The organism is Vibrio sp. K4, assembly GCF_051122595.1.
GTDB lineage: Bacteria > Pseudomonadota > Gammaproteobacteria > Enterobacterales > Vibrionaceae > Vibrio > Vibrio owensii.
In genome coordinates this window covers 2276743-2302864 of sequence record NZ_CP178578.1, presented here as the reverse complement: position 1 = coordinate 2302864, position 26122 = coordinate 2276743, and the positions used below count along the sequence as shown (strand labels likewise).

General features: G+C 44.8%; 24 protein-coding genes. 8 read left to right on the top strand and 16 right to left on the bottom strand.

What is annotated here, in order from left to right:
• Position 1: 1 nt before the first annotated feature.
• The 8 genes from ACLIIY_RS27835 to malK all read right to left on the bottom strand — a co-directional run bounded on the left by ACLIIY_RS27835 (position 2) and on the right by malK (position 9958).
• Positions 2-1264 (bottom strand): O-antigen ligase family protein, encoded by a 1263-nt coding sequence (locus tag ACLIIY_RS27835; protein ID WP_434528955.1) that lies wholly within the window; start codon positions 1262-1264, stop codon positions 2-4.
• The gene (locus ACLIIY_RS27830; protein WP_434528954.1) at positions 1230-2282 is read right to left on the bottom strand and encodes a glycosyltransferase; all 1053 of its coding nucleotides are present in this window, start codon (positions 2280-2282) and stop codon (positions 1230-1232) included. Before ACLIIY_RS27830 ends, ACLIIY_RS27835 begins: the two co-directional genes overlap by 35 nt.
• Positions 2279-3094: a putative capsular polysaccharide synthesis family protein gene (locus ACLIIY_RS27825; protein WP_434528953.1), complete on the bottom strand. Its 816-nt coding sequence runs from the start codon at positions 3092-3094 to the stop codon at positions 2279-2281. Before ACLIIY_RS27825 ends, ACLIIY_RS27830 begins: the two co-directional genes overlap by 4 nt.
• Positions 3072-5267 (bottom strand): GumC family protein, encoded by a 2196-nt coding sequence (locus ACLIIY_RS27820; protein WP_434528952.1) that lies wholly within the window; start codon positions 5265-5267, stop codon positions 3072-3074. Before ACLIIY_RS27820 ends, ACLIIY_RS27825 begins: the two co-directional genes overlap by 23 nt.
• Positions 5267-5800: a polysaccharide biosynthesis/export family protein gene (locus ACLIIY_RS27815; protein ID WP_005441171.1), complete on the bottom strand. Its 534-nt coding sequence runs from the start codon at positions 5798-5800 to the stop codon at positions 5267-5269. The genes ACLIIY_RS27820 and ACLIIY_RS27815 overlap by 1 nt, the downstream gene beginning before the upstream one ends.
• Before the next feature lie 12 nt (positions 5801-5812).
• Positions 5813-7039, bottom strand: a complete 1227-nt coding sequence (locus tag ACLIIY_RS27810; protein ID WP_434528951.1) for an outer membrane beta-barrel protein — start codon at positions 7037-7039, stop codon at positions 5813-5815.
• Positions 7029-8429 carry an undecaprenyl-phosphate glucose phosphotransferase gene (locus tag ACLIIY_RS27805; RefSeq protein ID WP_434528950.1) on the bottom strand — a complete coding sequence of 467 codons (1401 nt, stop codon included), beginning with the start codon at positions 8427-8429 and terminating at the stop codon, positions 7029-7031. The genes ACLIIY_RS27810 and ACLIIY_RS27805 overlap by 11 nt, the downstream gene beginning before the upstream one ends.
• A 410-nt stretch (positions 8430-8839) precedes the next feature.
• Positions 8840-9958 carry a maltose/maltodextrin ABC transporter ATP-binding protein MalK gene (gene malK, locus ACLIIY_RS27800; RefSeq protein ID WP_005441167.1) on the bottom strand — a complete coding sequence of 373 codons (1119 nt, stop codon included), beginning with the start codon at positions 9956-9958 and terminating at the stop codon, positions 8840-8842.
• A 669-nt stretch (positions 9959-10627) separates the two neighbouring features.
• Between malK and malE the strand changes: the two genes are divergently transcribed.
• The 3 genes from malE to malG all read left to right on the top strand — a co-directional run bounded on the left by malE (position 10628) and on the right by malG (position 14363).
• On the top strand, positions 10628-11806 hold the full coding sequence (malE, locus tag ACLIIY_RS27795; protein ID WP_009704861.1) for a maltose/maltodextrin ABC transporter substrate-binding protein MalE: 1179 nt from the start codon (positions 10628-10630) through the stop codon (positions 11804-11806).
• A 79-nt stretch (positions 11807-11885) separates the two neighbouring features.
• On the top strand, positions 11886-13460 hold the full coding sequence (malF, locus tag ACLIIY_RS27790; RefSeq protein WP_009704860.1) for a maltose ABC transporter permease MalF: 1575 nt from the start codon (positions 11886-11888) through the stop codon (positions 13458-13460).
• A gap of 12 nt (positions 13461-13472) precedes the next feature.
• On the top strand, positions 13473-14363 hold the full coding sequence (malG, locus tag ACLIIY_RS27785; RefSeq protein ID WP_005441164.1) for a maltose ABC transporter permease MalG: 891 nt from the start codon (positions 13473-13475) through the stop codon (positions 14361-14363).
• A 371-nt stretch (positions 14364-14734) separates the two neighbouring features.
• Here the strand turns inward: malG and ACLIIY_RS27780 are convergent, their stop codons facing one another.
• The 3 genes from ACLIIY_RS27780 to ACLIIY_RS27770 all read right to left on the bottom strand — a co-directional run bounded on the left by ACLIIY_RS27780 (position 14735) and on the right by ACLIIY_RS27770 (position 16713).
• Positions 14735-14980 (bottom strand): hypothetical protein, encoded by a 246-nt coding sequence (locus ACLIIY_RS27780; protein ID WP_027726536.1) that lies wholly within the window; start codon positions 14978-14980, stop codon positions 14735-14737.
• 181 nt (positions 14981-15161) lie between these two features.
• On the bottom strand, positions 15162-15647 hold the full coding sequence (locus ACLIIY_RS27775; protein WP_005441158.1) for an acyl-CoA thioesterase: 486 nt from the start codon (positions 15645-15647) through the stop codon (positions 15162-15164).
• A 160-nt stretch (positions 15648-15807) separates the two neighbouring features.
• Positions 15808-16713 (bottom strand): DMT family transporter, encoded by a 906-nt coding sequence (locus tag ACLIIY_RS27770; protein WP_038893498.1) that lies wholly within the window; start codon positions 16711-16713, stop codon positions 15808-15810.
• 98 nt (positions 16714-16811) lie between these two features.
• Between ACLIIY_RS27770 and ACLIIY_RS27765 the strand changes: the two genes are divergently transcribed.
• Positions 16812-17600 (top strand): AraC family transcriptional regulator, encoded by a 789-nt coding sequence (locus ACLIIY_RS27765; RefSeq protein ID WP_038893499.1) that lies wholly within the window; start codon positions 16812-16814, stop codon positions 17598-17600.
• Here the strand turns inward: ACLIIY_RS27765 and ACLIIY_RS27760 are convergent.
• On the bottom strand, positions 17595-18512 hold the full coding sequence (locus ACLIIY_RS27760) for a M14 family metallopeptidase (RefSeq protein WP_434528949.1): 918 nt from the start codon (positions 18510-18512) through the stop codon (positions 17595-17597). The two genes, ACLIIY_RS27765 and ACLIIY_RS27760, sit on opposite strands and share 6 nt — an antisense overlap.
• A 173-nt stretch (positions 18513-18685) precedes the next feature.
• On the opposite strand from ACLIIY_RS27760, the gene ACLIIY_RS27755 reads away from it, so the two are divergent.
• Positions 18686-19594, top strand: a complete 909-nt coding sequence (locus ACLIIY_RS27755; protein WP_434528948.1) for a DUF808 domain-containing protein — start codon at positions 18686-18688, stop codon at positions 19592-19594.
• Positions 19595-19698: 104 nt separating this feature from the next.
• Here ACLIIY_RS27755 and pyrC read toward each other — a convergent pair whose 3' ends face one another.
• Together pyrC and ACLIIY_RS27745 are read right to left on the bottom strand one after the other, a co-directional pair.
• A complete protein-coding gene (pyrC, locus tag ACLIIY_RS27750; protein ID WP_434528947.1) occupies positions 19699-20727 on the bottom strand; it encodes a dihydroorotase in 1029 nt (342 codons plus the stop codon).
• Positions 20728-20881: 154 nt separating this feature from the next.
• Positions 20882-21046 (bottom strand): YqaE/Pmp3 family membrane protein, encoded by a 165-nt coding sequence (locus tag ACLIIY_RS27745; protein WP_005453437.1) that lies wholly within the window; start codon positions 21044-21046, stop codon positions 20882-20884.
• A 273-nt stretch (positions 21047-21319) separates the two neighbouring features.
• Here ACLIIY_RS27745 and ACLIIY_RS27740 point away from each other — a divergent pair, with 273 nt between their 5' ends.
• Entirely contained in the window at positions 21320-23137 is a 1818-nt protein-coding gene (locus ACLIIY_RS27740; RefSeq protein ID WP_434528946.1) for an MOSC N-terminal beta barrel domain-containing protein, read from the top strand.
• Positions 23138-23247: 110 nt separating this feature from the next.
• On the opposite strand, the gene nadE is transcribed toward ACLIIY_RS27740, so the two are convergent.
• Positions 23248-24078: an ammonia-dependent NAD(+) synthetase gene (gene nadE / locus ACLIIY_RS27735; protein ID WP_020194062.1), complete on the bottom strand. Its 831-nt coding sequence runs from the start codon at positions 24076-24078 to the stop codon at positions 23248-23250.
• 210 nt (positions 24079-24288) lie between these two features.
• Here nadE and ACLIIY_RS27730 point away from each other — a divergent pair, with 210 nt between their 5' ends.
• Both ACLIIY_RS27730 and ACLIIY_RS27725 read left to right on the top strand, forming a co-directional pair.
• Positions 24289-24810, top strand: a complete 522-nt coding sequence (locus ACLIIY_RS27730) for a nicotinate-nicotinamide nucleotide adenylyltransferase (protein ID WP_061008317.1) — start codon at positions 24289-24291, stop codon at positions 24808-24810.
• A gap of 26 nt (positions 24811-24836) precedes the next feature.
• Positions 24837-25319 (top strand): hypothetical protein, encoded by a 483-nt coding sequence (locus ACLIIY_RS27725; RefSeq protein WP_005441137.1) that lies wholly within the window; start codon positions 24837-24839, stop codon positions 25317-25319.
• Positions 25320-25383: 64 nt separating this feature from the next.
• Here ACLIIY_RS27725 and ACLIIY_RS27720 read toward each other — a convergent pair whose 3' ends face one another.
• Entirely contained in the window at positions 25384-25992 is a 609-nt protein-coding gene (locus ACLIIY_RS27720; protein ID WP_041053687.1) for a hypothetical protein, read from the bottom strand.
• Positions 25993-26122 lie beyond the last annotated feature (130 nt).

Genomic DNA, 26122 nt, shown 5'->3' with positions numbered 1-26122 from the left:
TTTATTGATTGTTTGTTATTGGCGGAATCGGTAATTCAGAACGATGGTTATGTTCAGTTTGTTTTTGCTGTTCTGTCTGAAGACTATGATGCCGTTTTTTACTCATCATGACGGGTAGTAAAAGTATTAAAATGATGGTGGTGTTAACGGCAACGAAAAACACCATAATCAGTGCATAGATGGAAAGTAATAGGCTTTTTCTATTGTCTTTCAATGTGTTGAAACAAAACTTCATAAATAAGAAATAACCACCAAACAGCAAAGCGATACCAAGCAAGCCGTATTCGATTGAAGTGTCGAGAATGAAGTTGTGGGTGTAAATCGCGAGCTCATCGTAATTGAAGTAGTTGATCATATAGTTAGGTAGCATCTTTGCCCCAACGCCTAAAATAGGGTGTTGAAGTAAGATGTCTAAGCCATTTGCTAGCAGCAATTTACGGTGTAAATTGGAGACCCAACGAGCTTCACTTTGATTCGCAAACAGGATGTCTTCTTGGGTGATTTCAAGCTTGTCTGCAAATTGATCAAAGCCAAAATAAAGGGTGGTAGAGACGGTTGCCAAGACAATTAAAGCGCTCGCGATTAACACTGTCCATGTATAAGTCTCACTAATAGTCTGGCGTATCAGCCGTTTAATAACCAATTGATCAACAAAGACTAATAAACAGAAACCGAGTAGTGCTTTTCTCTCTTGTGAGAGTAGAAGAAGTGCAAAAGCAAACAGCATTAAGAAAGGGTATGCTCTAATTCGGTCACGATACAAATAGAGCAGGGAACAGAGCACACCGAAAGCATACTTACTTACGCCAAGTAGCTTAAAACCACTGTGGTAACCTTGCACAAAGTGCCATGCTGCCACTAGAGAGCAAATCAGCACAAGACAATAAGTGAGGTATACCATTACCCGCTCATCATCAAATACTCCATAGGCGAACAACACACCTAATAAACTGAGGATCGCTATCCACTGTACCGTCTCGGTAATCAACGGTAGTAGGGGGACACGGTTGAGAAGGCCATTGATAAATACGTAGCTGGTAAACAACAGCAAGAAGCCGATACAAGGGTGAAACAGCTTATGCGCCTTACCTTCAATCACCACAAGCGCCGCTAATCCTAATGACAGCAAACTCGCAATATCAGACGGTGCTAATGCGACTCCGCCAGCTCTAACTTTTACTGGAACAAAGAAAAGAGCCAGAGTTATCGCCGCCAGTAGAGCGATACGGTTACTTGCTGGCGCAAAGTTGTTGGTAAATGCCATAGTATCCATCTCGGAACTTGTCGATAGTGTAGAGCTTGGCGCGATTCACTGAATATTCGCTCGCTTGTTGGTAAAGCTCTGCGGTGTTACATAGCTGCGTGAGCTTCTCGGCTAGTTGGTCTGGTTGGCCGACTTTGAACAGGTAAGTATCGCTACCCATGACTTCATCTAGCCCAGGCACATCAGAAGAGAGAACAGGTAAACCGGCTGCCATGGCTTCAACCGCTGCTAAACCGAAGCCTTCCACATGTGAAGACTGAACGTATACGTCCATATCAGACAAGAAGGCAGGAATGTCCGAGACAACACCATGGAAGTGAATACGCTGAGTAATATTGAGTTCTTGGCTTAGAGATTCGAGTTCACTCCGCTTAGCGCCATCCCCTGCTAAGTGGAGATGATAGTGTGAGGGGAGTTGGGCTGTGGCGCGAATCAGCGTTTCATGGTCTTTGTGTTCATGCAGACGACCCACCATTCCGATGTTGATTGTCGATTTGCCCACAAGTTGACTGCCTGATTTTACCGTAAGAGGAAAGCGAGCTAAATCCACACCGTTATGCACGACACGGTATTTATGTTCAAAATGCGGCATAAACTTAACCAGCTCTTCTTGAACTTTTTCACTGATGCTTACTGTAAGGTTATGACCGCGATACAGCAGGAATTCCATAAACTTAAATAATGGGTAGTCACGACGGCGATTATATGAGCAATGCTCGGTCTGAATTCGCTTTTTACCCACAGCGAGTAATGCAAGGTAGATTGATGGGTATAAATGCCCATGCACGAGATCTGGCCAGCGCAATAGCGTCCATTTCTCTTTGAGGGAGAGGGTTTGCCAGTTAAAGCATTCAATGTTCTTGGAAGAGAGTTGCTCTAAATAGTCGTTGTCATCACAGAGTACGAGAACTTTGATCTCATACTCAGATGTGTGCTCCATAACCAAATCAACGAGAAACTTTTGAGCGCCGCCGTTCTTAGATAAATCATTGATAATGTGAAGTATTTTAGTTTTCATGACTTGGCCGCTAGATACTTTTGTTTGAACTTTTCAATTTCAGGCGCGGTAAAGAAATGCCTAGTCAGCGTTGACGAAAGCATTTCTTCAACAAACTCGGATTTTGGCTGGTATGAGCTTTTAAACTCTTTAATCAATGGCGAATACCATTTGTTGTCGGCTTGGTTTTCGTGAACGACGGTGACCTCTTGTTGCAGGAATTCACTAATGGCTTGTTGTGATTGATCGAGCTTATCGATACGAATCACCATGAGTGAGAAGTTACGATTTTGATAGGTCTGATAACCAAGCTCTTGATCGAAAGGCTGTGCAAAAACATCGATGCCTGTCAGTGCTTTGATTTCATTATCAAACCACTGGAGCGGATATTGGTGGTTTACGTGCTCTTCAAACGCTTCATGAAGCAATTGAGGACGCTCGGAACGCACTGCACTGTCGTCTTTCAGGTATTTATCCGCCATCCAAAACGGCAGTGATTGAAAGAACATAGAGATGTTTCGGCCCACTGGTTCTCTCACTAGGGAGATAATACGTACTTGTTGTTTACGCTTAAGCAAATTGACCATGATGGTTCGTTTCAAAATGCGTTTCACATGGTTAGTGATGGGTTTATGCAGTTGAGCTCGAACGGGTGAAATCTGTTTGCCAGCTTCAATCGACATCAAATCGTGCAGGTGAAGTGAATTTGGGATCGACTTTTCCAGTGCGCTAGAGCCCACTTTGCCCATTTGATAAATGAGTACAGGTTCTGCTTGGCTTTTGAGAAGCTGATACCACTGCATACTTTGATTAGTAGGCGTATTTTTGGACATAAAGCGCTTCTCCTTCCTTAGATTTTGCTTGAGTGATCAGAACGCCAAGTGATGGTATTGAATGTTGAATTTGTTTGGATAACGCTACGTTAACCAGTGATGCTTTGGTGGATTCAGATCGAATGACCGTAATCAGCCCGTTGGCTTTTTGGCCAAGGATTAACGCATCGCTCACCGAGAGCAGTGGCGGGGTGTCGATGATGATGCGGTCGTATTTACTCTTGAGGTATTCAAGAAGTTTTTCGAACCGTTCGGAAGCTAATAACTCTTGCGGGTTTGGCGGAATAATGCCTGCTGGCAATACATCCAAGTTCGCTTCGTCACTACGAACAATACACTCACTCAAAGGCGTATCCATGGTGAGGATATTAGTCAGCCCCGGGTTTGATTCAGGAAGATTGAATCGCTTAGCCAATGATGGTCTGCGTAAGTCGCAATCAATAAGTAGCACCTTCTCCATCGTTGAGAAAGAAACGGCCATATTGATGCTGGTGGATGTTTTTCCTTCTTCCGGTATAGCAGAGGTGAAGGGCAACACTTTTTGTTTCGTGTTGGTTAATCTCAGCAATAGTGAGGTTCGAACCGAGCGACAAGCTTCACTAAAGAGCTTTTCATCCTGATCTAAGTATGCCGAATAGGTCACTCCGCCTTGTTTTAAGCTGCGTTTTTTCACCTTTGGAATAGTGCCAAGACAAGTGACGCCAAGTTTGTCTTGTACATCCGATGAGGTGCGAATCACTTCTCGTAATGTTTCCAAGATGATCACAAGCGCGCACGCGATAGCGAAGCCAAAGAGGGTCGCTATCAGGACTAACTTCATGCGTTGAGGAGCGATAGGGAAGAGTGGCACGATTGCAGGATCGGTAAATCGCGCCGTAACGTTTTTGTAATCGCTGGTCGCGTTCGTCTCTTTTTCGCGGTTTAAGAATGCTTCGTACAAGTCTTTGTTTGATTCCACTTCGCGCTTGAGTTGCTCGTAGCGCGCTTTTTGTGAGCCCAACATTTGGAAATCAGACTTTTTACTGTCTAGTTCTGCTCGTAATAGATCTTCTTGTGACTTAGCAGCGAGTAAGTCTTGTTGTTTACTAAAGGAAATTTCGCGAATCAGTCGTTGCGTTCTTGCTTGAATCGAAGTTAACTGTGCTTTCGCTTGGATCATACGATCGTGTTTTGGACCGTATCGTTGAGAGAGTTCAGAGACGTTTTTGGCCGCTTGTGCTTCTGAAAGCTTTAAATCACGGATCTGTGCTTGGTTGGCAAATTCGTCGATCGACAATAGGCTATCTAAGTCTTGAGATGACTTACGTTTTAGCAATTCGATCAGCGTTTGGGCTTCGATACGTTTATTGACTGCGGCGTTCAATTTACGGTTGAGTTCTTCGAGTTCATTGGCGTAAATATCATCAATGCCATTAATATCGATGAGTCCTTCCTGCATCAAGAAGTCTTGTAAAGCTTGTTCAGAAGCTCTTAATCGTTCTTCAAGCTTCTGTGAGTTATTGGTTAACCAAGTCGCTGCATTTTGTGTCACAACGAGCTTTGCTTCGAAGTTAGCGTCGATATAAGCCTGACCAACGGCGTTTGCGATGGTTGTCGCTAATTGAGGGTCAGTCGAGCGGAAACGAATTCTCACCAACTGAGTATTGCGTACAGGCTCAATCTCAAGTTTTCTCTTGAAGGTCTGGAGTGCTTGATAATAAGGTTTAGTGTGTTGCGAGGTTTCCTTTGGATTCGGTGCAACATGAAGTAAGTCCTGTACAAATGGGATGGCTTTTACTTCATCTATTTTCTGCTTTAAGCCGCTAGCACTGGTGAACTCGGGATGCTTGGTTAAGTTCAGCTGTGTGATCACTTTGTCTGCGATATGGTTTGATTTCAGGATCGCAATTTGAGTTTGGAAGTACTCTTTTTTGGTCGTATCTACACCGTAAACTTCTTCTATCGAAAGGGCGCTTTTTTGCTCTTCTTGGATAAGAAGGGTTGCCGTGGCTTGGTATACCGACTTCTTAGAGTAGATATACCAAGTACAGGTCAAAGAAAAAATGATGGTGAAAGCGAGGATGCTCAACCAGTTTTTTTTGAGTGTTCTAAAGTGATGCCCAAAACGAATCAACTCGACGTGATTCGAAGAAGGATTAGTAGAATGAGTTCCGTTCATTGAATTGCCTGTCATTAGAAGAAGCTCTGATCGATAAATACAATGTCGCCAGGTTCTACAGAGCGCTGCATGCTGACGCTTTCCACGGTTTTACCCGTGTTGTGTTGGGTTAGGTTAATGCTTTTGCGAGAGGCTCTATCGGTTAAGCCACCCGCAAGCGCGATAGCTTTCTCTATGGTTAAACCGGGTTGATATTCAAATCCGCCAGGTTTTCTCACCTCGCCATTAACGTAGAAAAGTCGAAAGCTATTTATGGTTACCATTACCTTTGGGTTAATCAGGTAGTCGCCTTTTAATCCCGTTTCTATTTCGTATTTAAGTTGTTTAGGGGTTTTGTTGATGGCCTTGATGCGTCCAAGGTATGGGTAATCAAAATAGCCGTCTGAAGTGATCAGGATGTTCTTTATGGAAAGATCTTCTTCACCGTAGACTTGAACCGAGATGGTGTCACCAGTGTCGAGTAAGTAATCTTGCTCATTGGCACTGGCAAAAGAAGGTGTGCTCAGAAGCACAAGTACCAAGCCAAATAACGTTGCTAGTAAGTTCATTCACATTCCTTGTTACAAAGAGAATCGAGCACTAAGGGACCAAACGTTTTGGTCAAAGCTGTAGCCTTGCCAGTTGGAGGTCTTATCTTGGTAGCGCCAATCTGCTTGAAGTAAAACCCATCGTTTGATTTGGTAATCGAGCCCTGCAGAGAGGGCATAGCGGTCTTCTTTACGAGTGATACCGGTGTAGTCATCCTCTTGATAAAGCGCACCTAAGCGTGTCGTGAGATAGCTATTCCAATCGTGCTTGAGGTTTAACTGATAGCGAGTTTGTAAGTCGTAATCACCATCTTGATCTGGGCTCACTGCGGCTTGAGTGGTTTTGAGCGTAATCAACGAGTGCTCTTGAGGTAGCCACTCTAAACCGATGTCCCAACTGAAGCCGTTAAAGGTCTCGCGTTGATGGCTGTCAAAGTCTTTAATTTGATAACCTAAACGGGCGATACCTTTGGTTTTCCCTGTGACTTCCCACTGTGCGCCGGTGTAGTAGAAACCAGAATAACTGTCTTTTGATGGCACTGAAGGATTGTCTGAAAGGTAATCGGTGCTCATTTGTTGAGTACCAACCAACCAATATGTTCTTGGTGTTGCTCGAAGATAAAACTCTAGGTGCGCGTTTGGGGCGCGAAAGTCGTTGTATTTGGTCTTGGCGTCAGGTTTTCCCGGCAAGCCATCACGGTAGTTTTGGTAAGTTTTGTCTCGATAGCCAACACCCAATTCCAGCCTACCTTTTGAGCCTTCAGAGCCAAATACATAGTTTGTTCTCACGTCGTTGCGATGAAACTCAACGGGTTCGTTTAATAAGCTGCCTTGCCCTTCGGTAAAGTCTTCCCCTTTTTCTTCATGCTGCGCGCGAAACTGATAGTCAACCACTAGACTATTGCGGTGGTTGAACTCGAAAAAGTTGGTAAATTGAAAGGTGTGGTCATCGTAATCATTCTGGTCATCGGAAGAGAAACCAGCACTCAGCTTGTACAAGATATTTGCTCGATATTGATTACGTTGAATTTTAGCCAGTAGGGCAGGCTCTACTCCCCAAATGTTTACCGATTCGATGTTCTCTCCACGATCGGCTTTGTTGATGTTGTCATCACCTTCGTAGAACACGCCTAAGGTCGGGATGAACTCAATCCCAGAATCCGTTTTATACGCCATTGGGTCAGCGTTCGCAGAAAGCGAAGCCAAAGCAATCGACACAAAACCGGCCGCTTTTGTCATGTTGATGAACTTAGTACGCATTGGAACCAGTAAACCCTTTGAAAATCGTAAGGAAGATGATCTTGATGTCCATCCAAACTGACCAGTGGTGGATGTAATCCAAGTCGAACTCGACGCGTTTTTCCATCTTGTCGAGTGTGTCTGTTTCACCACGATAGCCATTGATTTGCGCCCAGCCAGTGATGCCCGGTTTTACTTTGTGGCGAAGCATGTATCGGTCGACTATCTGACGATACTCTTCGTTGTGCGAAACCGCATGAGGACGTGGGCCTACGATGGACATTGTGCCTTGAAGAACGTTGATAAATTGCGGTAACTCATCAAGAGAAGTTCGGCGAAGAAACCCACCAAAAGGGGTGATGCGTGGGTCATTCTTGGTGGCTTGTTTAACGTCGCTGCCTTGCTCCATGGTGGTCATTGAGCGAAATTTCCAGACCTCGATTTTTCTTCCATCCAAACCGTAGCGGAATTGTTTGAAGATAACCGGACCTTTAGAGGTCGCTTTTATGCCGATAGAAATGGCGAGCAAAATCGGGGAGATAAGTAGCAAGATGATGCTGGATAAGACGATGTCTTCTAATCTTTTTACCCATGATGAGATACCTGCAAATGGAGTATCAAATACACTCAAGGTTTGAACTTGGCCGATTTGATCCCAACGTGAATGCAGTAAGTTGTAAGTGAAGAAATCAGGGATGAGATAGGTATTAGCAGTGGTATCCGAGAACTGATTCAGAAACAGTGCAATACGTTCATTAGCGTGCATTGGCATCGCGATGTAAACGTAATCGACTTCGCCACGCTTTGCTCTTTCAAGTGCTAGCCCGACGTTGCCTTTGATTGGGTACTCCGACTCAGGTAAACGCTCTTTAGATCGCTCGTCATAGAAACCATCAAACAACACTCCATGCTCAGCATGATTCTTTAATTCGTTGGCAAGGGTGAGGCCATGAGGTGTTTGACCTATGATGATGGCGGTACGTGTGTTGTATCCAAGCTTTCTCATGTAAGCCAGCGCGACTCGAAATAGTGTGCGCCATGAGAGGAGAAGTACAGGCGTAATCAATAGCCAAGTCGCAAGAATATAACGTTCAAATAGAGTATGGACGTGCGAGAAATAGAGAACCATAAATAAGAATGCGCAAGTCACAAGCCATGAGACACAAACGATGAAGACTTGGTCTTTGAATGAGCTGGTTCGCCAAGAACGGTAGAGCTTGCCACTTTCAGCAATGATGAAGAAAGTCACGCTGCTGACGAAAGACAAAATAACGTAGTCCTTTTCAATCGACGTGTTGGCGTCATTCAGAATTAAAAACAGCATGAATGAGACGATGACTGCAAGGTCGGTGAGGCGATAGAGAAATGCAAATTCCACCTCATGAGAACGAATAAGTCCTTTATGTTTCATATCCTAATTTCCTTTTCGGTACGTTACCTTTCCTCAGCGACCGAACTCAATAGTGTTGATTTAGTGTTTGAATAGACAGAGAAGTACTCAGACGACTTGCTTCCGACGTTATAAACTCAGGCTCTTATAATTTTCGAGATAAGTTTAAAAACTCACGTTATTTCGGTAAGTGGAAATAAGAATGAAATTTAGAGGATGGGCTGACTTTGGAGGTTTAAGACAAAGTTGGTACTTAGGCTGTAGGAATGAGAAAAAGTATTATATGGATGGATTTCCCATAAAAATTTAGGCTTATGTGGAGGCTTATCGAATGTATTATTTCTCTTCAATAAAAATAATACGTTAGTGGCGGGATAAAAAAATCCCTCTCGAATGAGAGGGATTGGTAGCAAGCAAAGGTGAAAGAGTTTTTACTCGAAATCTACGCCGTTTTCTTTGTGTAGTCGGCGGCATGCACGGCCATCGCTGTGGAATAGATGACAACGGTACGCAGGGATACCAATTTCAAGTTTGTCACCAGTTTCAACTGGTAGTGTGTCTGGTTGACGGTAGATAACGTCAGCGTCTGCGCCTTCTAGGTTTAGGTAAACCTGAGTTTCGTTACCTAGTTTTTCAACGATCATCACTTCACCGTGAATCGTCGCGTCAGCTTCAACCGCTTGAACTAAGTGCTCAGGGCGAATACCTAGTGACATACGGTCACCACGGTTAACTGTTGTGCCATCGACTGGAATCCAGAACGACACACCGTTAGAAAGTTGTACTTTTACGCGCTCTGCTTCGACTTCTTCAATGAATACACTCATGAAGTTCATTTTTGGAGAACCGATGAAACCAGCTACGAAACGGTTTTGTGGGTAGTGGTAAAGCTCAAGAGGCTTACCAACTTGCGAAACGTAACCGCCGTCTAGAACAACGATTTTGTCTGCCATGGTCATTGCTTCAACCTGATCGTGCGTTACGTAGATCATGGTACAACCAAGTTGGCGCTGAAGTTTCGTGATTTGAGCACGCATGTTTACACGCAGTGCTGCATCCAAGTTTGATAGTGGTTCATCAAGAAGGAATACGTCTGGCTGAGACACTAGCGTACGACCGATAGCAACACGTTGACGCTGACCGCCAGAAAGTGCTTTTGGTTGACGGTCCAGCAGGTGACCAAGCTGTAGGATTTCAGCAGCGTGTTCTACGCGCTTGTCCATTTCCGCTTTATCTGCTTTTGCCAGTTTCAGACCAAATGACATGTTGTCATATAGGTTTAGGTGTGGGTAAAGAGCGTAAGACTGGAATACCATACCAACACCACGTTTGGATGGTTCTACGTCGTTCATGCGCTGGTCACCAATATACAAATCACCTGAAGTAATGTCTTCAAGACCGGCAATACAACGTAGCAGGGTAGATTTACCACAACCTGATGGACCTACGAAAACCACGAATTCACCTTCGTGGATTTCCAGATCTACGTTCTTAGAAATCAGTACGTCGCCATACGCTTTACAAACATTTTTTAACGTGACACTCGCCATGTAGCTCGTCCTCGATCAATTTTTATTATTCACCGCTCATCATTATATGAATTATCTAGCGAGCAGTAACAGTAGGAATCGGTAAGTTATTGTGATTGGTAAGAAAAACAGGGTAGTACTCCAAATGTCCTGAACTGGAGCACTACCCACCATAGCCAAATACGAGTTTCTCTCCCCCACATTATTCGTGTTGTCTCCCCCGTGAAATAATTACCACAAACAACACCAATAATGACATTCCACTCGTATGGCAATGAAAAACCAGCAAATCTTTTTTACCTATAGGGTAGGTACTGCTGGGAAAGGGTTCTTACCATCCACTCTTGGATGACTGCAGTTTCTAAGATTGTGTTCACTGCTACATCCTCCTAATCGAAATAATTGTAGGGGGAGTAGGCAGGGAGGAGGCAAAAAGTAGTAGTAGAGGTGGAGTTGGGCGGAAGTCACATTATTGCGCGACCTAAAGTTGAATTCGATCACAGGAAGTATTCATTTTGTGATTTGAGTCTCTAACCCTTGGCGATTCAGATCACGAAAATACGTCATAATTGCAAGGGCGTAGGGATTAGGAGGATGAGACATATGGGATTATTTCAGATGATATATGTCGAAATACGGCTGAACCTCAATGGACTAGCCCTACATCAAAAATATAAAAAGGATACGAACATGAAAAAATTAAGCGCTGCAGCACTAGGTACTCTTGTTGCTCTGGGCTCTTTCGGTGCAAACGCTGCCATCGAAGAAGGACAACTTACTATCTGGATCAACGGTGATAAAGGCTACAACGGTCTTGCAGAGGTTGGTAAGAAGTTTGAAGAAGACACTGGTATCAAAGTAACAGTGGCTCACCCAGACGGCCTACAAGATAAGTTCCCTCAAACTGCAGCGACAGGTGATGGTCCTGATATCGTATTCTGGGCACACGACCGTTTCGGTGGTTATGCAGAAGCTGGTCTACTTGCTGAAGTCAAACCTTCTAAAGAGGTTCAAGAAGGTATCGTTGATTTCGCTTGGGATGCAGTACGTTACGACGGCAAATTGATCGGCTACCCTGTAGCGGTTGAGTCTCTATCTCTTATCTACAACAAAGATCTAGTTCCAAACCCACCTAAGACTTGGGAAGAAGTTGCTGCGCTAGACGCAAAACTTAAGAAAGACGGTAAGTCTGCAATTATGTGGAATCTAAAAGAACCGTACTTCACATGGCCACTAATGGCTGCTGATGGTGGTTACGCATTCAAGTACACTTCAGCTGGTTACGATGTTAAAGATGCTGGTATCGCGAACGAAGGCGTGAAAGACGCAATGAACTTCGTGAAAGGCCTTGTAGACAAAGGGGTTATCTCTGCAGATATGGACTACTCAGTATCTGAGTCTGCGTTCAACCAAGGCACTACGGCGATGACTATCAATGGCCCATGGTCATGGGGCAACATCGAGAAGTCTGGTGTTAACTACGGCGTAACAACGCTACCTAAGTTCCAAGGCCAATCTTCTAAGCCATTCGTTGGTGTTCTAACTGCTGGTATCAGCACTGCATCACCTAACAAAGACCTAGCAGTAGAGTTCATCGAGAACTACCTACTAACTAACGACGGTCTACGTATGGTTAACAATGATAAGCCACTTGGCGCGGTTGCTCTAAACTCATTCCAAAAAGAGCTAGATTCAGATACTCGTATTGCTGCAACAATGGACAATGCGATGAACGGTGAAATCATGCCAAACATCCCACAAATGAACGCATTCTGGGGTGCTGCTAAGAACGCTATCATCAACGTTGTTGACGGTCGTCAAACTGTAGATGCTGCACTAGCAGATGCAGAAAAACAAATGACTAAATAATTCAGTAATACCCTTTTAAGGAGGGGGCAACTCCTCCTTACTTTTCTATTTTTATCCTATATTCGCTAGCAGGTTCCCTATGCAGTCAGTTCAAGGTACAAATGCTATGACAGCACCAGACGCCAGCCTTCCGAGCAGCAAAAAAGTGTTTATCAAGTGGGCACTATTGGGCACAGTCGGCATTATCAATGGCTACGCAACAATCCTTATGTATTCTCGTGGTGAGATTGCGTTTGCACTCCTTACGCTCATTCTTACCGCTTTAGCGCTATTTATTTTTGGTAGTAAAAAGACCTACGCTCATCGCTATATCTACCCAGGTATTGCGGGGATGATCTTATTCATCCTTTTCCCTTTGGCTTATACCATAGGTCTTGCATTCACTAACTACAGCGCAAAAAACCAACTCTCTTTTGACCGTGCGCAGACCGTTTTGATGGACAGAACGTACCAAAGTGGCGACAGCTACCCGTTCACTCTGTACAAAACTGAGCAGGGTCACCAAATTGTAGTGAAGAAAGGTGAAGCGCTTTTAGCAACACCAACCTTTGAATTGCAAGGTTTCTCTGCAACGGATTTAGACTTAACACCAATCACAGAAGCGACAGGCGATAAAGAACCGATTAAAACGATCGTTAAAAACCGCAGTGCTCTGAGTGGCGTTGATTTACACATGCCGAACGGCGATGACATCCGTATGAGTGGTCTTCGTAAGTTTGCGGCAGTTGTTCCTCTTTACACGCTGCAAGACGATGGTGAGACGCTATACAACAATCGTACTCAAGAGACACTACGTCCTAATATGGATGTGGGCTACTACCAACCAGTAGACGAAAATGGTCAGTTTGTTGGTAACACGGTTTCTCCAGGTTTCGTGGTAAACATCGGTACGCACAACTTTGAACGTGTTTGGAAGGATGATGGCATTAAAGAACCGTTCATCAGCATCTTTATCTGGACGATTGTTTTCTCTGCGTTGACCGTTGTTTGTACACTGGTTATCGGTTTGGTACTTGCAAGTGTCGTTCAGTGGGAAGCCTTGAAAGGCCGCTCTGTTTACCGATTACTGCTTATTCTTCCGTATGCGGTACCAGCGTTTATCTCTATCTTGATCTTTAAAGGTCTCTTCAACCAGAGCTTTGGTGAGATCAACATGTTGTTGGAGGGGCTGTTTGGTATTAGCCCTGCGTGGTTCTCAGACCCATTCATGGCGAAAACCATGATCCTAGTGGTTAACACTTGGTTGGGTTTCCCTTACATGATGATTCTTTGTATGGGGTTACTGAAAGCTATTCCTGAAGATCTGTACGAAGCATCGGCTATTGATGGCGCAAACTTCATCACTAACTTCACTCGCATTACATTGCCGATGATGCTGAAACCATTAACGCCACTGTTGATTGCTAGCTTCGCGTTTAACTTCAACAACTTTGTACTTATCCAGCTATTGACGGGTGGTGGTCCAAACATGATTGGCACATCAGAGCCAGCAGGTTACACGGACTTACTTGTAAGCTACACGTACCGCATCGCATTTGAAGGTGCTGGTGGTCAAGACTTCGGTCTAGCAAGTGCAGTTGCAACGCTTATCTTCCTATTGGTTGGCGCACTAGCACTATTGAACCTACGTGTTACTAAAGTAGCTCAGGATTAAGGAGACAGAACAATGGCAATGGTACAAGGCAAGTCATTAAAATACCGCGTTTGGGCTACACATATCGCAATGTGGGCGTTCCTAGCACTGATTATCTTCCCACTGTTGATGATCATTGCGATCTCATTCCGTGAAGGTAACTTTGCAACGGGTAGCCTTATCCCAGACAACCCAACGCTAGACCACTGGAAACTGGCGCTTGGTATATCAGTAACAAACGCAGATGGTTCAATTACACCACCTCCATTCCCAGTCATGACTTGGTTATGGAACTCAGTAAAAGTTGGCGGAATCTCAGCTATCTTGATTGTGGCGCTATCGACAACATCAGCTTATGCGTTTGCTCGTATGAAGTTCAAAGGCAAGAACACTATCCTGAAAGCGATGATGATCTTCCAAATGTTCCCTGCAGTATTGGCATTGGTTGCCCTATACGCATTGTTTGACAAGCTAGGTCAGTACATTCCGTTCCTAGGTTTGAACACCCACGGTGGTTTGATCTTCGCTTACTTAGGCGGTATTGCGCTTCACGTATGGACAATCAAAGGCTACTTTGAAAGTATCGACTCTTCATTAGAAGAAGCAGCAGCGCTTGATGGTGCAACGCCTTGGCAAGCATTCCGTCTGGTACTACTTCCACTGTCAGTGCCAATTTTAGCGGTAGTGTTTATCTTGTCATTTATCATGGTGATAGGCGAAGTTCCGGTAGCATCACTACTGCTATCTGATGTAAACTCGTACACTCTTGCGGTTGGTATGCAGCAGTACTTGTACCCTCAGAACTACTTGTGGGGCGACTTTGCGGCAGCAGCAGTGCTTTCAGCTGTACCAATCACAGCAGTATTCTTACTGGCGCAACGCTGGCTTGTTGGTGGTCTAACGGCTGGTGGTGTGAAAGGTTAATCTTGGTTGGTCACTAAGATACAAAAGAATAACTAGAAAAGGGCGACCATTAGGTCGCCCTTATATTTAGCATCGATATTACACTTTTGGTTTGGCCGCCGATCAGTAATATCTCGCTTTTATTGGCGTTACGCATAGCTGGCTGTTAGCTTAGTTCCTTACGCTTTAATCACTAACAGTTTCTTGTAACCATAACCTGAGTTTAGACTCAGGTTTTTTTATGCCTATAGATTCACTTTGTCTTTATAACAGACACAGACTAACCAGTTTGCAATGCATTACACAGTGGCATCCGAATGCCGTGCGTATCACTTCACATAATTAGTGTAGGGGGATTCGAAAGGGAACGGTGATGTAATCGGGGGAGGGTTTTAAAACTCGCGGCTAGAAGGCGCACAGCCTACATATTGCAGCAGTGTGTACAAACTCTCTTGTTGCAACGCGACACGACGGAAAAGATCGGCAAATGTGGTATCGCCACCAAAGCAAGTCTGGATGTAGTGGTTAATTTCGTCTTCGTTATAACCTTCCACATACATGGTGCGCACCCATTGGTACTCGACCGCCTTTAAATTGGTCAATGTCTTTTCACTTAATGTGGTCTCTTTTAATCTCAAGATCCAAACTCTATCCAACACTAAAATTGTGCGTGGATTTAATCAAATCAAAGTGAAAGATTTATGACAATTTGAATCTAGTGTGAAGTGAATGACAGAACCATGACATTACTTCACACATATGGGGAGCAAACGATTACTTGATAATCAGTTTGGGGCTTTTGGGGGCAAGTTATTTGAGCTATTTGAGATATTTGACGTGCGCTTCCATCTCTTCGCCAATTTGCTTACGCATGTTCATCAAGCGAATCGCCGATTGCTCTAGGGCTTTGTCTTCATCCGACTCAGGAATCCACTTCGGTACATCGGTTGGCTTTCCGTCTTCATCGACGGCAACCATGATAACGATACAATGCGTCGTTAGGCGGTTTTTTAACTCTTTTGGATCGCTCGCTTGTACATCAATCGCGATATGCATTGAGCTACGACCTGTGTAAATGACCTTCGCGCTGACTTCGACTAAGTTACCGACATGAATCGGCGCAACAAAGCGAATACCACCCGCATACGCTGTGATGCAGTACTTGCCACTCCAAGCCGCGCTGCACGCGTAAGCGGCCAAGTCGATCCATTTCATCACGGCGCCACCGTGCACTTTACCACCGAAGTTTACGTCTCCCGGTTCAGCAAGAAAACGAAGGGTAATATCTCTTTGACCACTGCTCATCTGTCATTCCTTTGTGCGTTGTTACTCACTTCAATGTATCAATAAGGAATCGATACTGGAATAGCTAATGCAACAAAATATTAACTTTTCTATCAACGTTTCAGATAAAGCCGTCAGATACAAAAAAGCCACGCTAATGACCGTGGCTTGTGAGATTGAATTACGATGTCGCTGGTGGTAAATCTGGGCTTGGCGATTGTATCTTCTTGCGAATCTTAATTTGCGACAAGATAACGCCAGAGATAACCAGCATACCGCCAATGATGTGGTAAACATGCACTTCTTCGCCGAGCATGGTTGAAGCGAGGGCTACCGAAACCACAGGCATCAGGTTCATGAACATGGCACTTGAGTCTGCACCAATCAAGTCAATCGCTTTTACCCACATCAATGGAGCAAAGATAGACGCGGCAATACCAGCGTAAGCAATTAAAGGTAATGCGCTTTGGCTTGGTAGAAGTTGATCGCTGCTTAGCCACAATGGCGCAAGCATAACCAATGAGAAAAAGCCCTGCATGTAAACCAGAGTCATGCTGTTGAATGGCATCTTCCAACGCTTAAGTAACACGCAGTAAATCGCGTAACAAAGTGCAGCAAGAAGCATCAAGCTGTCACCTTGTGTCATATCTTGATGCAGGAAGTAGGTAATATCGCCATGACCAAGCATAAACGCTAAGCCACCAAGTGAAATCACGCCGCCCGCCACGCTCAACATCGAAATTGACTTACCTAGCAAGGGTACGCTCAGAAAAACACTGATAAGAGGAACAAGAGAAGTGATCAGTGCCATATTCGATGCTGTCGTCGTCAAACCTGCGTAGTAGCCCAACGATTGGTTTAGCACCATACCAAGCAGCGCAAGGCACGCGAGTTTTGGCAGGTAAGGGCGAATGACATGACGTTGACGGATTACGGCAGGTAAGCAAAATGGCGTCAGAAGCACCATAGCGACAAACCAACGGTAGAAACTCATTGCACTCGGTTCGATGGCACTTGCTGCCATTTTATTTACGATGGAATTCCCACCCCAAATCATGACAGTAAAAAACGGAAGCAAATAAACCATGAGAACCTCATCGCACAATAATTAATGGCGCTAGTCTGACAGGTCTTTATAATGAAAAGTATCTCTGGAAAGACATCGTAAGCGATAGGAAGACAATTTTGAAAAAGAGCACGAGGAATCTTCATCCCTCATTATCAATTGAGCAAGCACCATCAGATGTGTTTATGAATTTTGAAGCCTTTCTGTCGAATACTGAAACTCGGATTCATAGTCACCCTTGGGGACAAGTGCAGTTGATAAGTGGCGGCATTCTAGAAATGGATGCAGAAGACACACGCTTTTTAGCACCACCACATCTGGCTATTTGGGTGCCGGCCGGAATTCGTCATACCAGCTATAACCGTAAGCCATTGGAATACTGCTCTTTAAATATCGCACCAGAGCTAACGCAGCACTTCCCGTCTAAAACCAGTCTGATCAAAGTAACGCCAATAGTGTCTGCGATTGTAGAAGATTTCCGTCAGCGCGACATTAACGTGGCAAAGAGTGAAGAAGACAAACGCATCGTACAGGTACTGCTTGATCAGTTAGCGAAGCAAGAGGTTGAGCATCATTTCTTGCCAACCACAGACAACAAATATCTAGAACCCATCCTAAAAGCCGTCGAAGAAGCGCCAACGGATGAGATTAGTTTGGGAGAGTGGGCGGAAAAGGTGCATACCACCGAACGTACGTTAGCTCGCCATTGCCAAAGTGAGTTAGGGATGAGTTTTACTGAATGGCGATTGCGAGTTCGTTATCTGCATTCAATGGAGCTGTTAAGAAAAGGACAAACCGTGAAAGAGGTGGCGTTGACGTTGGGCTATAACCAAGCCAGTCCTTTCATTGCTATGTTCAAGAAATACTCCGGCATTACACCGGAGCAATATAAGAACCGTTTGTTATAGCTGATTGAGCACGTAGTCTAAGCCGCCTACAACTGCTGCAACTTGAGCGTCGTTACACTCTTCATCAGTTACTTTCGGGCTGTCTGGGTAAACTTCTGTAGTGGTGCCGTAAGTGCAGTTGGTTACGCCGCCACACAAACCCAGTTCCACCATTGGGTAATTAATCACACCAAATTGCACCACTGGCGAGCCAATGATTTCGCCTTTATCGTCAGCAGGTGCAATATGCGTTACCTTCGCTACTGACTCGATGACTGCTTTTTGGAACTCAGGCTGCGGGTTTTCTGTATCACCCACCGTGTAGAAACCGTCTGGGATCATGCCTTCGATGTATTCAAGGCCATCACGTGCCGCAAGTGCAGGGCGGAATTCAGTTTCATCAGAATCGGTGGTTTCGTGCAGGTCGATGTGCATTAGAACATCACCCAAGGTCGCAACCAGCTTAATCAAGTTTGCTGACTCTTCCGCAGGGCTATCTGCATAGAAAGAGCGGTTTGGGTCGATTGCATTTGGGTTCCAGCGGTTAATCACTTCGTAACCCCAAGGGCTAACACATGGCGCAACGACAATGTTGAACTGCTCTGCATAACGTTCAGCTTGTGTATCAACAAACTTCAGTGCGCCGTGCACACCACTTGTCTCGTAGCCGTGTACGCCGCCAGTGACCAAAACAACAGGTTTTGCTGCATCCCAGTTACGAGTCTTGATACAAAACAGAGGGAAGCGTGCCTCGTCGTAAGAAAGTGCGCCGTATTGCTCAACATCAAAACGCTCGCGAAGGGCATCAATTTTGGTCACGACTTCTTCTTGGTAGCTACGTTTTACGTCACGTTGCTCACACCAAGCTTTGCGTTCTGCTTCGCCCCATGGCTGACCTGGGGTACCGATTGGGTAAGTGTATCCGCTTTTCATCTATACTTTTCTTTTGTGTGCTTGAAAGGTAAGACAAGACTAGTCCTGTCTCAAAGCCACATCAACACAAAACACAATTTGTGACCTTATTCTTTGCAGAATCATAACTTTGCTGAGTGATTTAATGGTGTTACATTTTGTTACCTATTCAATTCCATAAAAGAGATAAATAAATGGCTGGAGCAAGTTTACTAACACTGTTGGATGACATTGCAGCTGTATTGGATGACGTCGCATTGATGTCAAAGGTAGCGGCGAAAAAGACCGCTGGTGTATTGGGCGACGATTTGGCGCTAAACGCGCAGCAAGTATCGGGTGTTGCTGCCGAACGAGAAATTCCAGTGGTATGGGCGGTCGCGAAAGGTTCATTTAAAAACAAGTTGATACTGGTGCCTGCGGCGTTGCTCATTAGTGCGTTTGTTCCTTGGTTGATCATGCCATTACTCTTGATTGGCGGTTTGTTTCTCTGCTTTGAAGGCGCAGAGAAGATCCTAGAGAAACTATTCCCTCACGCTCATCAGCATGAAGGTAACGCGGAAGAGTCCTCTGATACGGGTGAATCCGTGGAAGAGTATGAGAAGAGAAAAGTGGCGGGTGCAATCCGTACTGACTTTATTTTGTCAGCTGAAATCATCGTGATTGCGTTAGGCACCGTCACAGGAACAAGTATCGTGACGCAGATTTTGGTAGTAAGCCTGATTGCGATCTTGATGACCATTGGTGTCTATGGTTTAGTGGCTGGCATTGTTAAGCTCGATGATTTGGGCTTCTATCTAGAGCGTAAATCCAATGGCGAAGGTCTGAAAGCCAAACTTGGTGGTGCGTTAGTGGCGTTCGCACCGAAATTGATGAAGATGCTTGCGATTGTTGGTACTGCAGCAATGTTCTTGGTTGGCGGCGGTATTGTTGTTCATAACGTCCCTGCGATTCATCACCTGATTGAACCTATCATTATGGATTTCCGTGGTCACACCATTGCTACTGCGATCGTACCGACACTGCTTAACGGCGTGATTGGTGTCATTGCTGGCTTGATTGTGGTTGCTGCTTGGACTGTGGTTGAAAAGGTTCGCGGTAAATAAGCGCGAGTTCAGTTTGTTGAGGCTGTATTAAAGCCAAAAGAAAAGGGTCATGCCTTTCCATATCGAATATGGTGGCATGACCCTTTTTCATTTCTTGAGGGTGATTACTTCACTTCCCACTCAATTTTTTCATTTGCACGGATTGGCACAACGATGTCGCTGCCAAATGGCATCGTTTCTGGTACATCCCACGCTGCTTTTTCTAGCGTGACGGTATCTGTGTTACGAGCTATGCCGTAAAAATCAGGGCCATTCAAGCTTGCGAATGCTTCTAGGTTTTCTAGCTTGCCTTCGTTCTCAAACACTTCAGCGTAAAGCTCTAGCGCTGCGTGTGCAGTGTAAGATCCAGCACAACCACAAGCCGACTCTTTTGCGCCTTTTGCGTGTGGTGCTGAATCCGTACCTAGGAAGAATTTCTTGCTGCCGCTTGTTGCTGCTTCGATAAGCGCTTGTTGGTGGGTATTGCGCTTAAGAATTGGTAGGCAGTAGAAGTGTGGCTTAATGCCGCCGACTAGCATGTGGTTACGGTTGAACAGCAGGTGGTGAGCGGTGATAGTAGCTGCAACGTTGTCAGAAGCCTTGTTGACGAAATTAGCCGCATCCGCAGTCGTGATGTGCTCAAGAACGATTTTTAGGTTAGGGAAGTCGTTGACGATAGGAGCAAGAACCGTGTCTAGGAATTCCTTCTCACGGTCAAAAATATCAACGTGGTTGTGAGTGACTTCACCATGAACCAACAGCAGCATGCCAACTTCTTCCATCGCTTCAAAAACGTGGTAGATGTTCTTTGCGTCGGTTACACCTGAATCAGAGTTGGTGGTTGCGCCTGCTGGGTAAAGCTTTGCTGCAACGATTTTTCCTGTCGCTTTCGCTTTGCGGATTTCGTCTGGCGTGGTGTTGTCTGTTAGGTAAAGCGCCATAAGAGGTTCGAATTGCTCACCGTGTTGTTCAGCAAGGATGCGATCACGGTAGGCTAGCGCCATTTCAGTATTAGTCACTGGTGGGACGGTGTTTGGCATGATCAGTGCGCGGCCGTTATAACGGCTAATATCGCGAACGGTATCTTTTAGAACTTCACCATCGCGTAAATGAACGTGCCAATCGTCAGGACGAGTAATAGTCAGTGTTGTCATTAATTGCTCCCACCATTTAAAAGTTATGTTTGGAGCCTAAACGCTGCATTTACCTCAAGAGCAAACGCTTGCGCTTAGGCGACAGGATGATAGTGGAATTGCACTTTCATTTCATCCCATTTTTCACATTTCTTTTCGGCAGGAGCTCAGTTGGTTACTTCATCGTCAACCAAAGCGCGTGAATTGTGCCTGGTAGGAAGAAGAAGAACGTTAGGATCAGGTTGATGAAGAAGTCTTTCTCTAGACCTTTTTCCATGTAAACCGCCACTGGTGGAAGGAAGATACAAAGTAGAATTAGAATCAGTTTATTAGTATCCATGGTCTATGCTCCGGATAGGTTATGTATAGTGTCAAAAAGTTGGCGAATTATGTGTGCGATGTCACGTTTTGGCAATCCTTATTTCGTCAATACTGTGCAAATTTATGGAACTCTGTTCATAAAGTGAGACAAAAAAGAACGCTTATGAAAGGACAACGCCAATCGCCTTGGGAAGATACCTTATAAAAATTGAGTTTTTATAGGCACTTGGGTCATTACTCTTAAGAGGATATGATAGTCCAATAATGAGAAAGTACCTGTAGGAAGAAGGCTATGTCGCAATCAGTTTTGTCCCAAATTAATGTTTTTCCAGTCAAATCCGTCGGAGGTGTTGCTTTATCTTCCGCTTGGGTAGAAAAACAAGGATTGAGTTTTGATCGTCGATTTATGATTGCGACATCAGATGGCTCAATGGTGACCGCTCGAAAATTCCCTCAAATGGTGACCATCAAGTCCGCGCTGTTGCCAGACGGAGTAGTGTTTACTAGTCTTGGCGAAGAGCCACTAAGGATCCGTTATCAAGATTTCAAAATGCAGGAAGCACCTGCAACGGTTTGGAAAGACAGTTTTACGGCATACACCACCACTGACGAAGCGGATGATTGGTTTAGTAAAGTGTTAGGCCTTCGCGTTGAGTTACTTTTTACTGGTGAGCAATCCAATCGTGTAAGAGAGAAGTTGGGGCACAACGTTAGCTTTGCCGATGGTTATCCGGTGCTTGTTATCAGTGAAGCGTCACTGGAAGAGTTAAATCGCAGAAGCTCTGAACAGCACTCAATGGATCAATTCCGAACCAACCTAGTGGTATCTGATACCAAGCCATTTGAAGAAGACTCATGGAAGCGTATTCGTATTGGCGAAGTGGAATTTGAATCAGTAAAACCTTGTGAGCGTTGCATTTTAACCACAGTTAACACTCAGCGCGGTACATTCCGAGAAAGCAAAGAACCACTTAAAACACTGCAAGAATTCCGTGCGAACGAGCGTGGTGGAGTGTTCTTTGGTCAAAACCTTGTTGCTCTGAATGAAGGCATTATTCGTTCTGGTGACAAAGTTGAAGTACTGGAATACAAAGAGCCAGAGTTTTATCCAGACAATTCTCCTAATCGAATGACGCTAACTTGTGTCGAACGAGAAGAGATTGCGCGCGACTTCGTCACTTTATGGCTTGAGCCGAGCAAAGGTCAGTTACCAACGTACTTACCGGGTCAGCATTTACCTATTGAAGTGGATATAGAAGGTAAGAAAGTAGGGCGTCGCTACACCTTGTCATCGAGCCCATCTCGCCCGGGTCGCTACGCGATTTCGGTTAAGCGCGTTTCTGGTGGGCGTGTGTCTAATTCACTGCTTGATAATCTGCAAGTAGGGGATGTTCTGGAAGCAGAAACGCCAGATGGTCAATTTCATTTAAAAGAGCATTCTGTTCAGCCTCTGCTTTTACTGTCTGCAGGCAGTGGTGTAACCCCAATGCTGTCAATGGTTCGTTACTTAGCTGATCACAACCAACTTGATGATGTGGTGTTCTACCATCAGTGCAGCAGCGAGATTGATATCCCATGTAAAGATGAGCTCGATGAACTGAGACGTCAGCATCCGGGACTAGATGTGAAGATTTGCTTAACCCAACCTGCGGTGGATTGGTTTGGTTTGAAAGGAAGAATCAGTCTGTCTCATATCAAGCAGATCAAAGATGTTGAGAAGCGCCAAGTGTTCGTTTGTGGCCCTGATGGTTTTATGCAAAAGGCGAAAAACCTTCTACTCAAAAAAGGGCTACCGGAAGATAACTATCATCAAGAAGCATTCGGCGTTGCGGCTACCACAGCGAAGCCAGAGAAAAGTGTTGAGATTGAATTCAACGGCTTTAAGTTGATGGGCAACAACCAACAAACGCTACTTGAGCAAGTAGAGAATGCAGGCAAAAACATTAGCAACAGCTGTCGAGCGGGCTTGTGTGGTGCTTGTAAGGTTCAATTGGAATCAGGGCTAGTCGATCACCCAGATGTACCTGCTATCAGCGCAGAGGAACGTGCGATGGGTAAAGTGTTGGCATGTTGTGCAATCCCACAAACGGACGTGACACTCGCGGACTGAACGCGTTAAAAATAAACCGTAACAAACAAAAACGCCGCTAATTTAGCGGCGTTTTTCTATTTATCTCAGAGCGGTTTAAGCAACAAATTGCTCAGGAGTAAAATCGTAAATTAGTCGTAGATTGTTGGGATCGGCTGACGTTTGTGTTGAGTCATTTTGTAGATAGCTACAAGACGATCACTCACTTCTTGCGATACAGGCTTGCCTTCTAGGAAGTCATCGATCTGCTCGTAAGTCAGGCTCAAAGCATCTTCATCTGCTTTTTGTGGCGCCAGTTCTTCTAGGTCTGCAGTCGGGACTTTCTTCACTAGTTGCTCAGGTGCACCTAATGTTGCAGCCACTTCACGAACTTGACGTTTGCTCAAACCAAACAGTGGTGCCATATCGCACGCACCATCACCGAACTTGGTGTAAAAACCGGTGATGTTTTCCGCTGAGTGGTCAGTACCAAGCACTAGGCCGCCAACGTAACCAGCGATCTCGTATTGAGCAACCATGCGAGCACGCGCTTTTACGTTACCTTTCACGAAATCTACTTTTGCTGCTTCCGTTGGAAGAAGACCAGTACCTTCTAATGCAACGTGAGAAGCAGCGTGAAGACCATCAACGCCTGCTTTGATGTTTACCGATACCGAGTGCGTTGGTTGGATAAAAGCAAGAGCAAGTTGTGCTTCGTCTTCATCCTTTTGCTCACCGTAAGGCAAACGAACGGCGATAAACTGGTAACTATTGTCGCCAGCTTCTTCGTTCAGTTCGTCTACAGCCAATTGAGCCAAACGACCACATGTCGTTGAGTCAACGCCACCGCTGATGCCAAGAACAAGAGACTTACAGCCTGCTTCTTGCAATTTACGCTTGATAAAAGCGACACGGCGTTCAATTTCGAAATGCGGGTCGATAGAAGGGAGTACTCGCATTTCATCGCGGATGGATTGTTCCATTTAGGGTTCCTTTTCCTGCAAATATGTACGACACCAAATGAGTGTGAATAAATTCATACTGCGGCAGGCGTTTATAGTTCACAAATGGTGAGAAACCATGCAGTTGATGTTCATAAACGTCGCTTTAGTGTCAAAAAGCTCTAAAGATTAGTAGTATCATACCGAAATCATCGGATTAGAAAACTCTCTTCAACCAGGTAATCACCGGATATGAAAAAAATCGCCGTTTTTGGCAGCGCATTTAACCCGCCAAGCTTAGGTCACAAGAGCGTGATCGAGTCACTGAGCCACTTTGATCTCGTGCTACTTGAGCCAAGCATTGCACACGCTTGGGGCAAAAATATGTTGGATTACCCAATTCGGTGCAAACTGGTTGATGCCTTCATTAAGGACATAGGGCTTTCTAATGTTCAACGCTCTGACCTTGAGCAAGCTTTGTACCAGCCTGGACAAAGTGTGACGACTTTTGCGTTATTAGAAAAAATTCAAGAAATCCACACGCAAGCCGATATAACTTTTGTCATAGGTCCTGATAATTTTTTCAAATTTGCTAAATTTTACAGAGCAGAAGAAATCACCGAACGTTGGACTGTGATGGCGTGTCCTGAAAAAGTCAAAATAAGAAGCACGGACATTCGTAATGCACTGTTAGAGGGTGAAGACATCAGTGCATTCACGACACCAACGGTCAATGAATTATTATTAAGCGAAGGCTTATACAAACAATCGTAATCTGAAAACGAAGAGGTCAGATTTTCATGGTCAGAGTTGTGGTACTTAGTGCATGCGCGCTGCTTGTGGCAACACAGGCTAGCTCTGCTTGTAACTATTTATCTGATCGTTCCGTCGTGTTTGCTGATAACACCATGCCTATCTGTGAAGATATTTTTGATAGTGTGGGTGTGTTAAGTATGGACACGATCAATTGGTACATTGCTGAAAAGTCGATTGAAGGGCCTACAGAGAGCTATTGGGATCAGTGGGCAATCAAATCGGAAGACACGCCGATTCTTACTCAGAATCTAGAAAGTAATTACTTTGGTCTTGGGCTTTGGATGCCGGAAGAACTGAGGGATGAAGAGGCGAAGATGAGCACAGAGGAGTGGCTAAAAAGCCATGGTCTGATGTTCAGTGTCGGTTTTGGTGATAAGAGCGGTGATGAACCAAGAATGCGTTTTGATTACCGCTGGCACGAATACTACGACGCCGATTGGATGATGCAGATAGAAGTGCCGTTTTAACCGAATTCAAAACAAAAAGGACGTACTCAGTACGTCCTTTTTTCATTCTTGCCTTCGTTAGTTTTTATAGTGCTTCCCCAAACACTAAAAAACACAACTGTTCGTATTCTTCGTCGTTGTCGTTGAACAATTTCGCGACGATGTCCGCTTGCTTTTTGCCTGACAACTTCATCTTACGTGCTTCTCTTAAGGTCAAGACAAGACAAAGCTCTATCGAAATTGAAGAATCACAACCCGGCTTCCACTTATTAATCGAGTCTGTCAGTGGAGAGCTGGTCAACATCGGCTTTAGCGTCAGAACTTCATGTCTAACAACCGCCAGTAAATCCATCTGGTGTTCGCTACGTGCTTTTGTTGTCACCAACTTTTCAATCAACGCTGACAATAGAGCAGATGGCTTCACGTAACCTGCTTGTTGAGCAAATGCGTCAGTTAAGCGCACAGAAAAGTCACAGCGAGTTACTCGCGTGTTAGGCAAAAAGGTGAGGGAGCTCAAACATCCCTGAGGAATCCAGAAATACTGACCCGGTTCAATGGCATACTCATGTTTACCCAATTTAATGATCGCCAAACCTTCTACTACTGATAGTAAGCTGTGTTTTAGCGCTTTTTTACGCGCAGCAACATTAAGAAAAGGGTAATTAGCGTCGTGAAATTCAATTGCGTAGTTCATTGTGAATACCAGAGTTTTTGGGGCGCTAAGGGTAACGCTAAACCCCTAAATTGCCAACCGGATAACAGATTTTTTTGCGAATAGAAATTGTAATGGTACTGGTATGACCATGTTAAAAGTATGGTCTGAA

What these genes read in the sequence shown, in the direction of transcription:
- pyrC (WP_434528947.1), bottom strand. Translation starts at nt 20,727, where the DNA reads ATGACAACACTGACTATTACTCGTCCTGACGATTGGCACGTTCATTTA.
- ACLIIY_RS27740 (WP_434528946.1), top strand. Translation starts at nt 21,320, where the DNA reads ATGTCGCAATCAGTTTTGTCCCAAATTAATGTTTTTCCAGTCAAATCC.
- malK (WP_005441167.1), bottom strand. Translation starts at nt 9,958, where the DNA reads ATGGCGAGTGTCACGTTAAAAAATGTTTGTAAAGCGTATGGCGACGTA.
- ACLIIY_RS27820 (WP_434528952.1), bottom strand. Translation starts at nt 5,267, where the DNA reads ATGACAGGCAATTCAATGAACGGAACTCATTCTACTAATCCTTCTTCG.
- ACLIIY_RS27755 (WP_434528948.1), top strand. Translation starts at nt 18,686, where the DNA reads ATGGCTGGAGCAAGTTTACTAACACTGTTGGATGACATTGCAGCTGTA.
- ACLIIY_RS27825 (WP_434528953.1), bottom strand. Translation starts at nt 3,094, where the DNA reads ATGTCCAAAAATACGCCTACTAATCAAAGTATGCAGTGGTATCAGCTT.
- ACLIIY_RS27835 (WP_434528955.1), bottom strand. Translation starts at nt 1,264, where the DNA reads ATGGCATTTACCAACAACTTTGCGCCAGCAAGTAACCGTATCGCTCTA.
- ACLIIY_RS27775 (WP_005441158.1), bottom strand. Translation starts at nt 15,647, where the DNA reads ATGAGCAGTGGTCAAAGAGATATTACCCTTCGTTTTCTTGCTGAACCG.
- ACLIIY_RS27770 (WP_038893498.1), bottom strand. Translation starts at nt 16,713, where the DNA reads ATGGTTTATTTGCTTCCGTTTTTTACTGTCATGATTTGGGGTGGGAAT.
- ACLIIY_RS27720 (WP_041053687.1), bottom strand. Translation starts at nt 25,992, where the DNA reads ATGAACTACGCAATTGAATTTCACGACGCTAATTACCCTTTTCTTAAT.
- malF (WP_009704860.1), top strand. Translation starts at nt 11,886, where the DNA reads ATGCAGTCAGTTCAAGGTACAAATGCTATGACAGCACCAGACGCCAGC.
- ACLIIY_RS27745 (WP_005453437.1), bottom strand. Translation starts at nt 21,046, where the DNA reads ATGGATACTAATAAACTGATTCTAATTCTACTTTGTATCTTCCTTCCA.
- ACLIIY_RS27805 (WP_434528950.1), bottom strand. Translation starts at nt 8,429, where the DNA reads ATGAAACATAAAGGACTTATTCGTTCTCATGAGGTGGAATTTGCATTT.
- ACLIIY_RS27810 (WP_434528951.1), bottom strand. Translation starts at nt 7,039, where the DNA reads ATGCGTACTAAGTTCATCAACATGACAAAAGCGGCCGGTTTTGTGTCG.
- ACLIIY_RS27830 (WP_434528954.1), bottom strand. Translation starts at nt 2,282, where the DNA reads ATGAAAACTAAAATACTTCACATTATCAATGATTTATCTAAGAACGGC.
- ACLIIY_RS27730 (WP_061008317.1), top strand. Translation starts at nt 24,289, where the DNA reads ATGAAAAAAATCGCCGTTTTTGGCAGCGCATTTAACCCGCCAAGCTTA.
- ACLIIY_RS27815 (WP_005441171.1), bottom strand. Translation starts at nt 5,800, where the DNA reads ATGAACTTACTAGCAACGTTATTTGGCTTGGTACTTGTGCTTCTGAGC.
- malE (WP_009704861.1), top strand. Translation starts at nt 10,628, where the DNA reads ATGAAAAAATTAAGCGCTGCAGCACTAGGTACTCTTGTTGCTCTGGGC.
- malG (WP_005441164.1), top strand. Translation starts at nt 13,473, where the DNA reads ATGGCAATGGTACAAGGCAAGTCATTAAAATACCGCGTTTGGGCTACA.
- ACLIIY_RS27725 (WP_005441137.1), top strand. Translation starts at nt 24,837, where the DNA reads ATGGTCAGAGTTGTGGTACTTAGTGCATGCGCGCTGCTTGTGGCAACA.
- nadE (WP_020194062.1), bottom strand. Translation starts at nt 24,078, where the DNA reads ATGGAACAATCCATCCGCGATGAAATGCGAGTACTCCCTTCTATCGAC.
- ACLIIY_RS27760 (WP_434528949.1), bottom strand. Translation starts at nt 18,512, where the DNA reads ATGAAAAGCGGATACACTTACCCAATCGGTACCCCAGGTCAGCCATGG.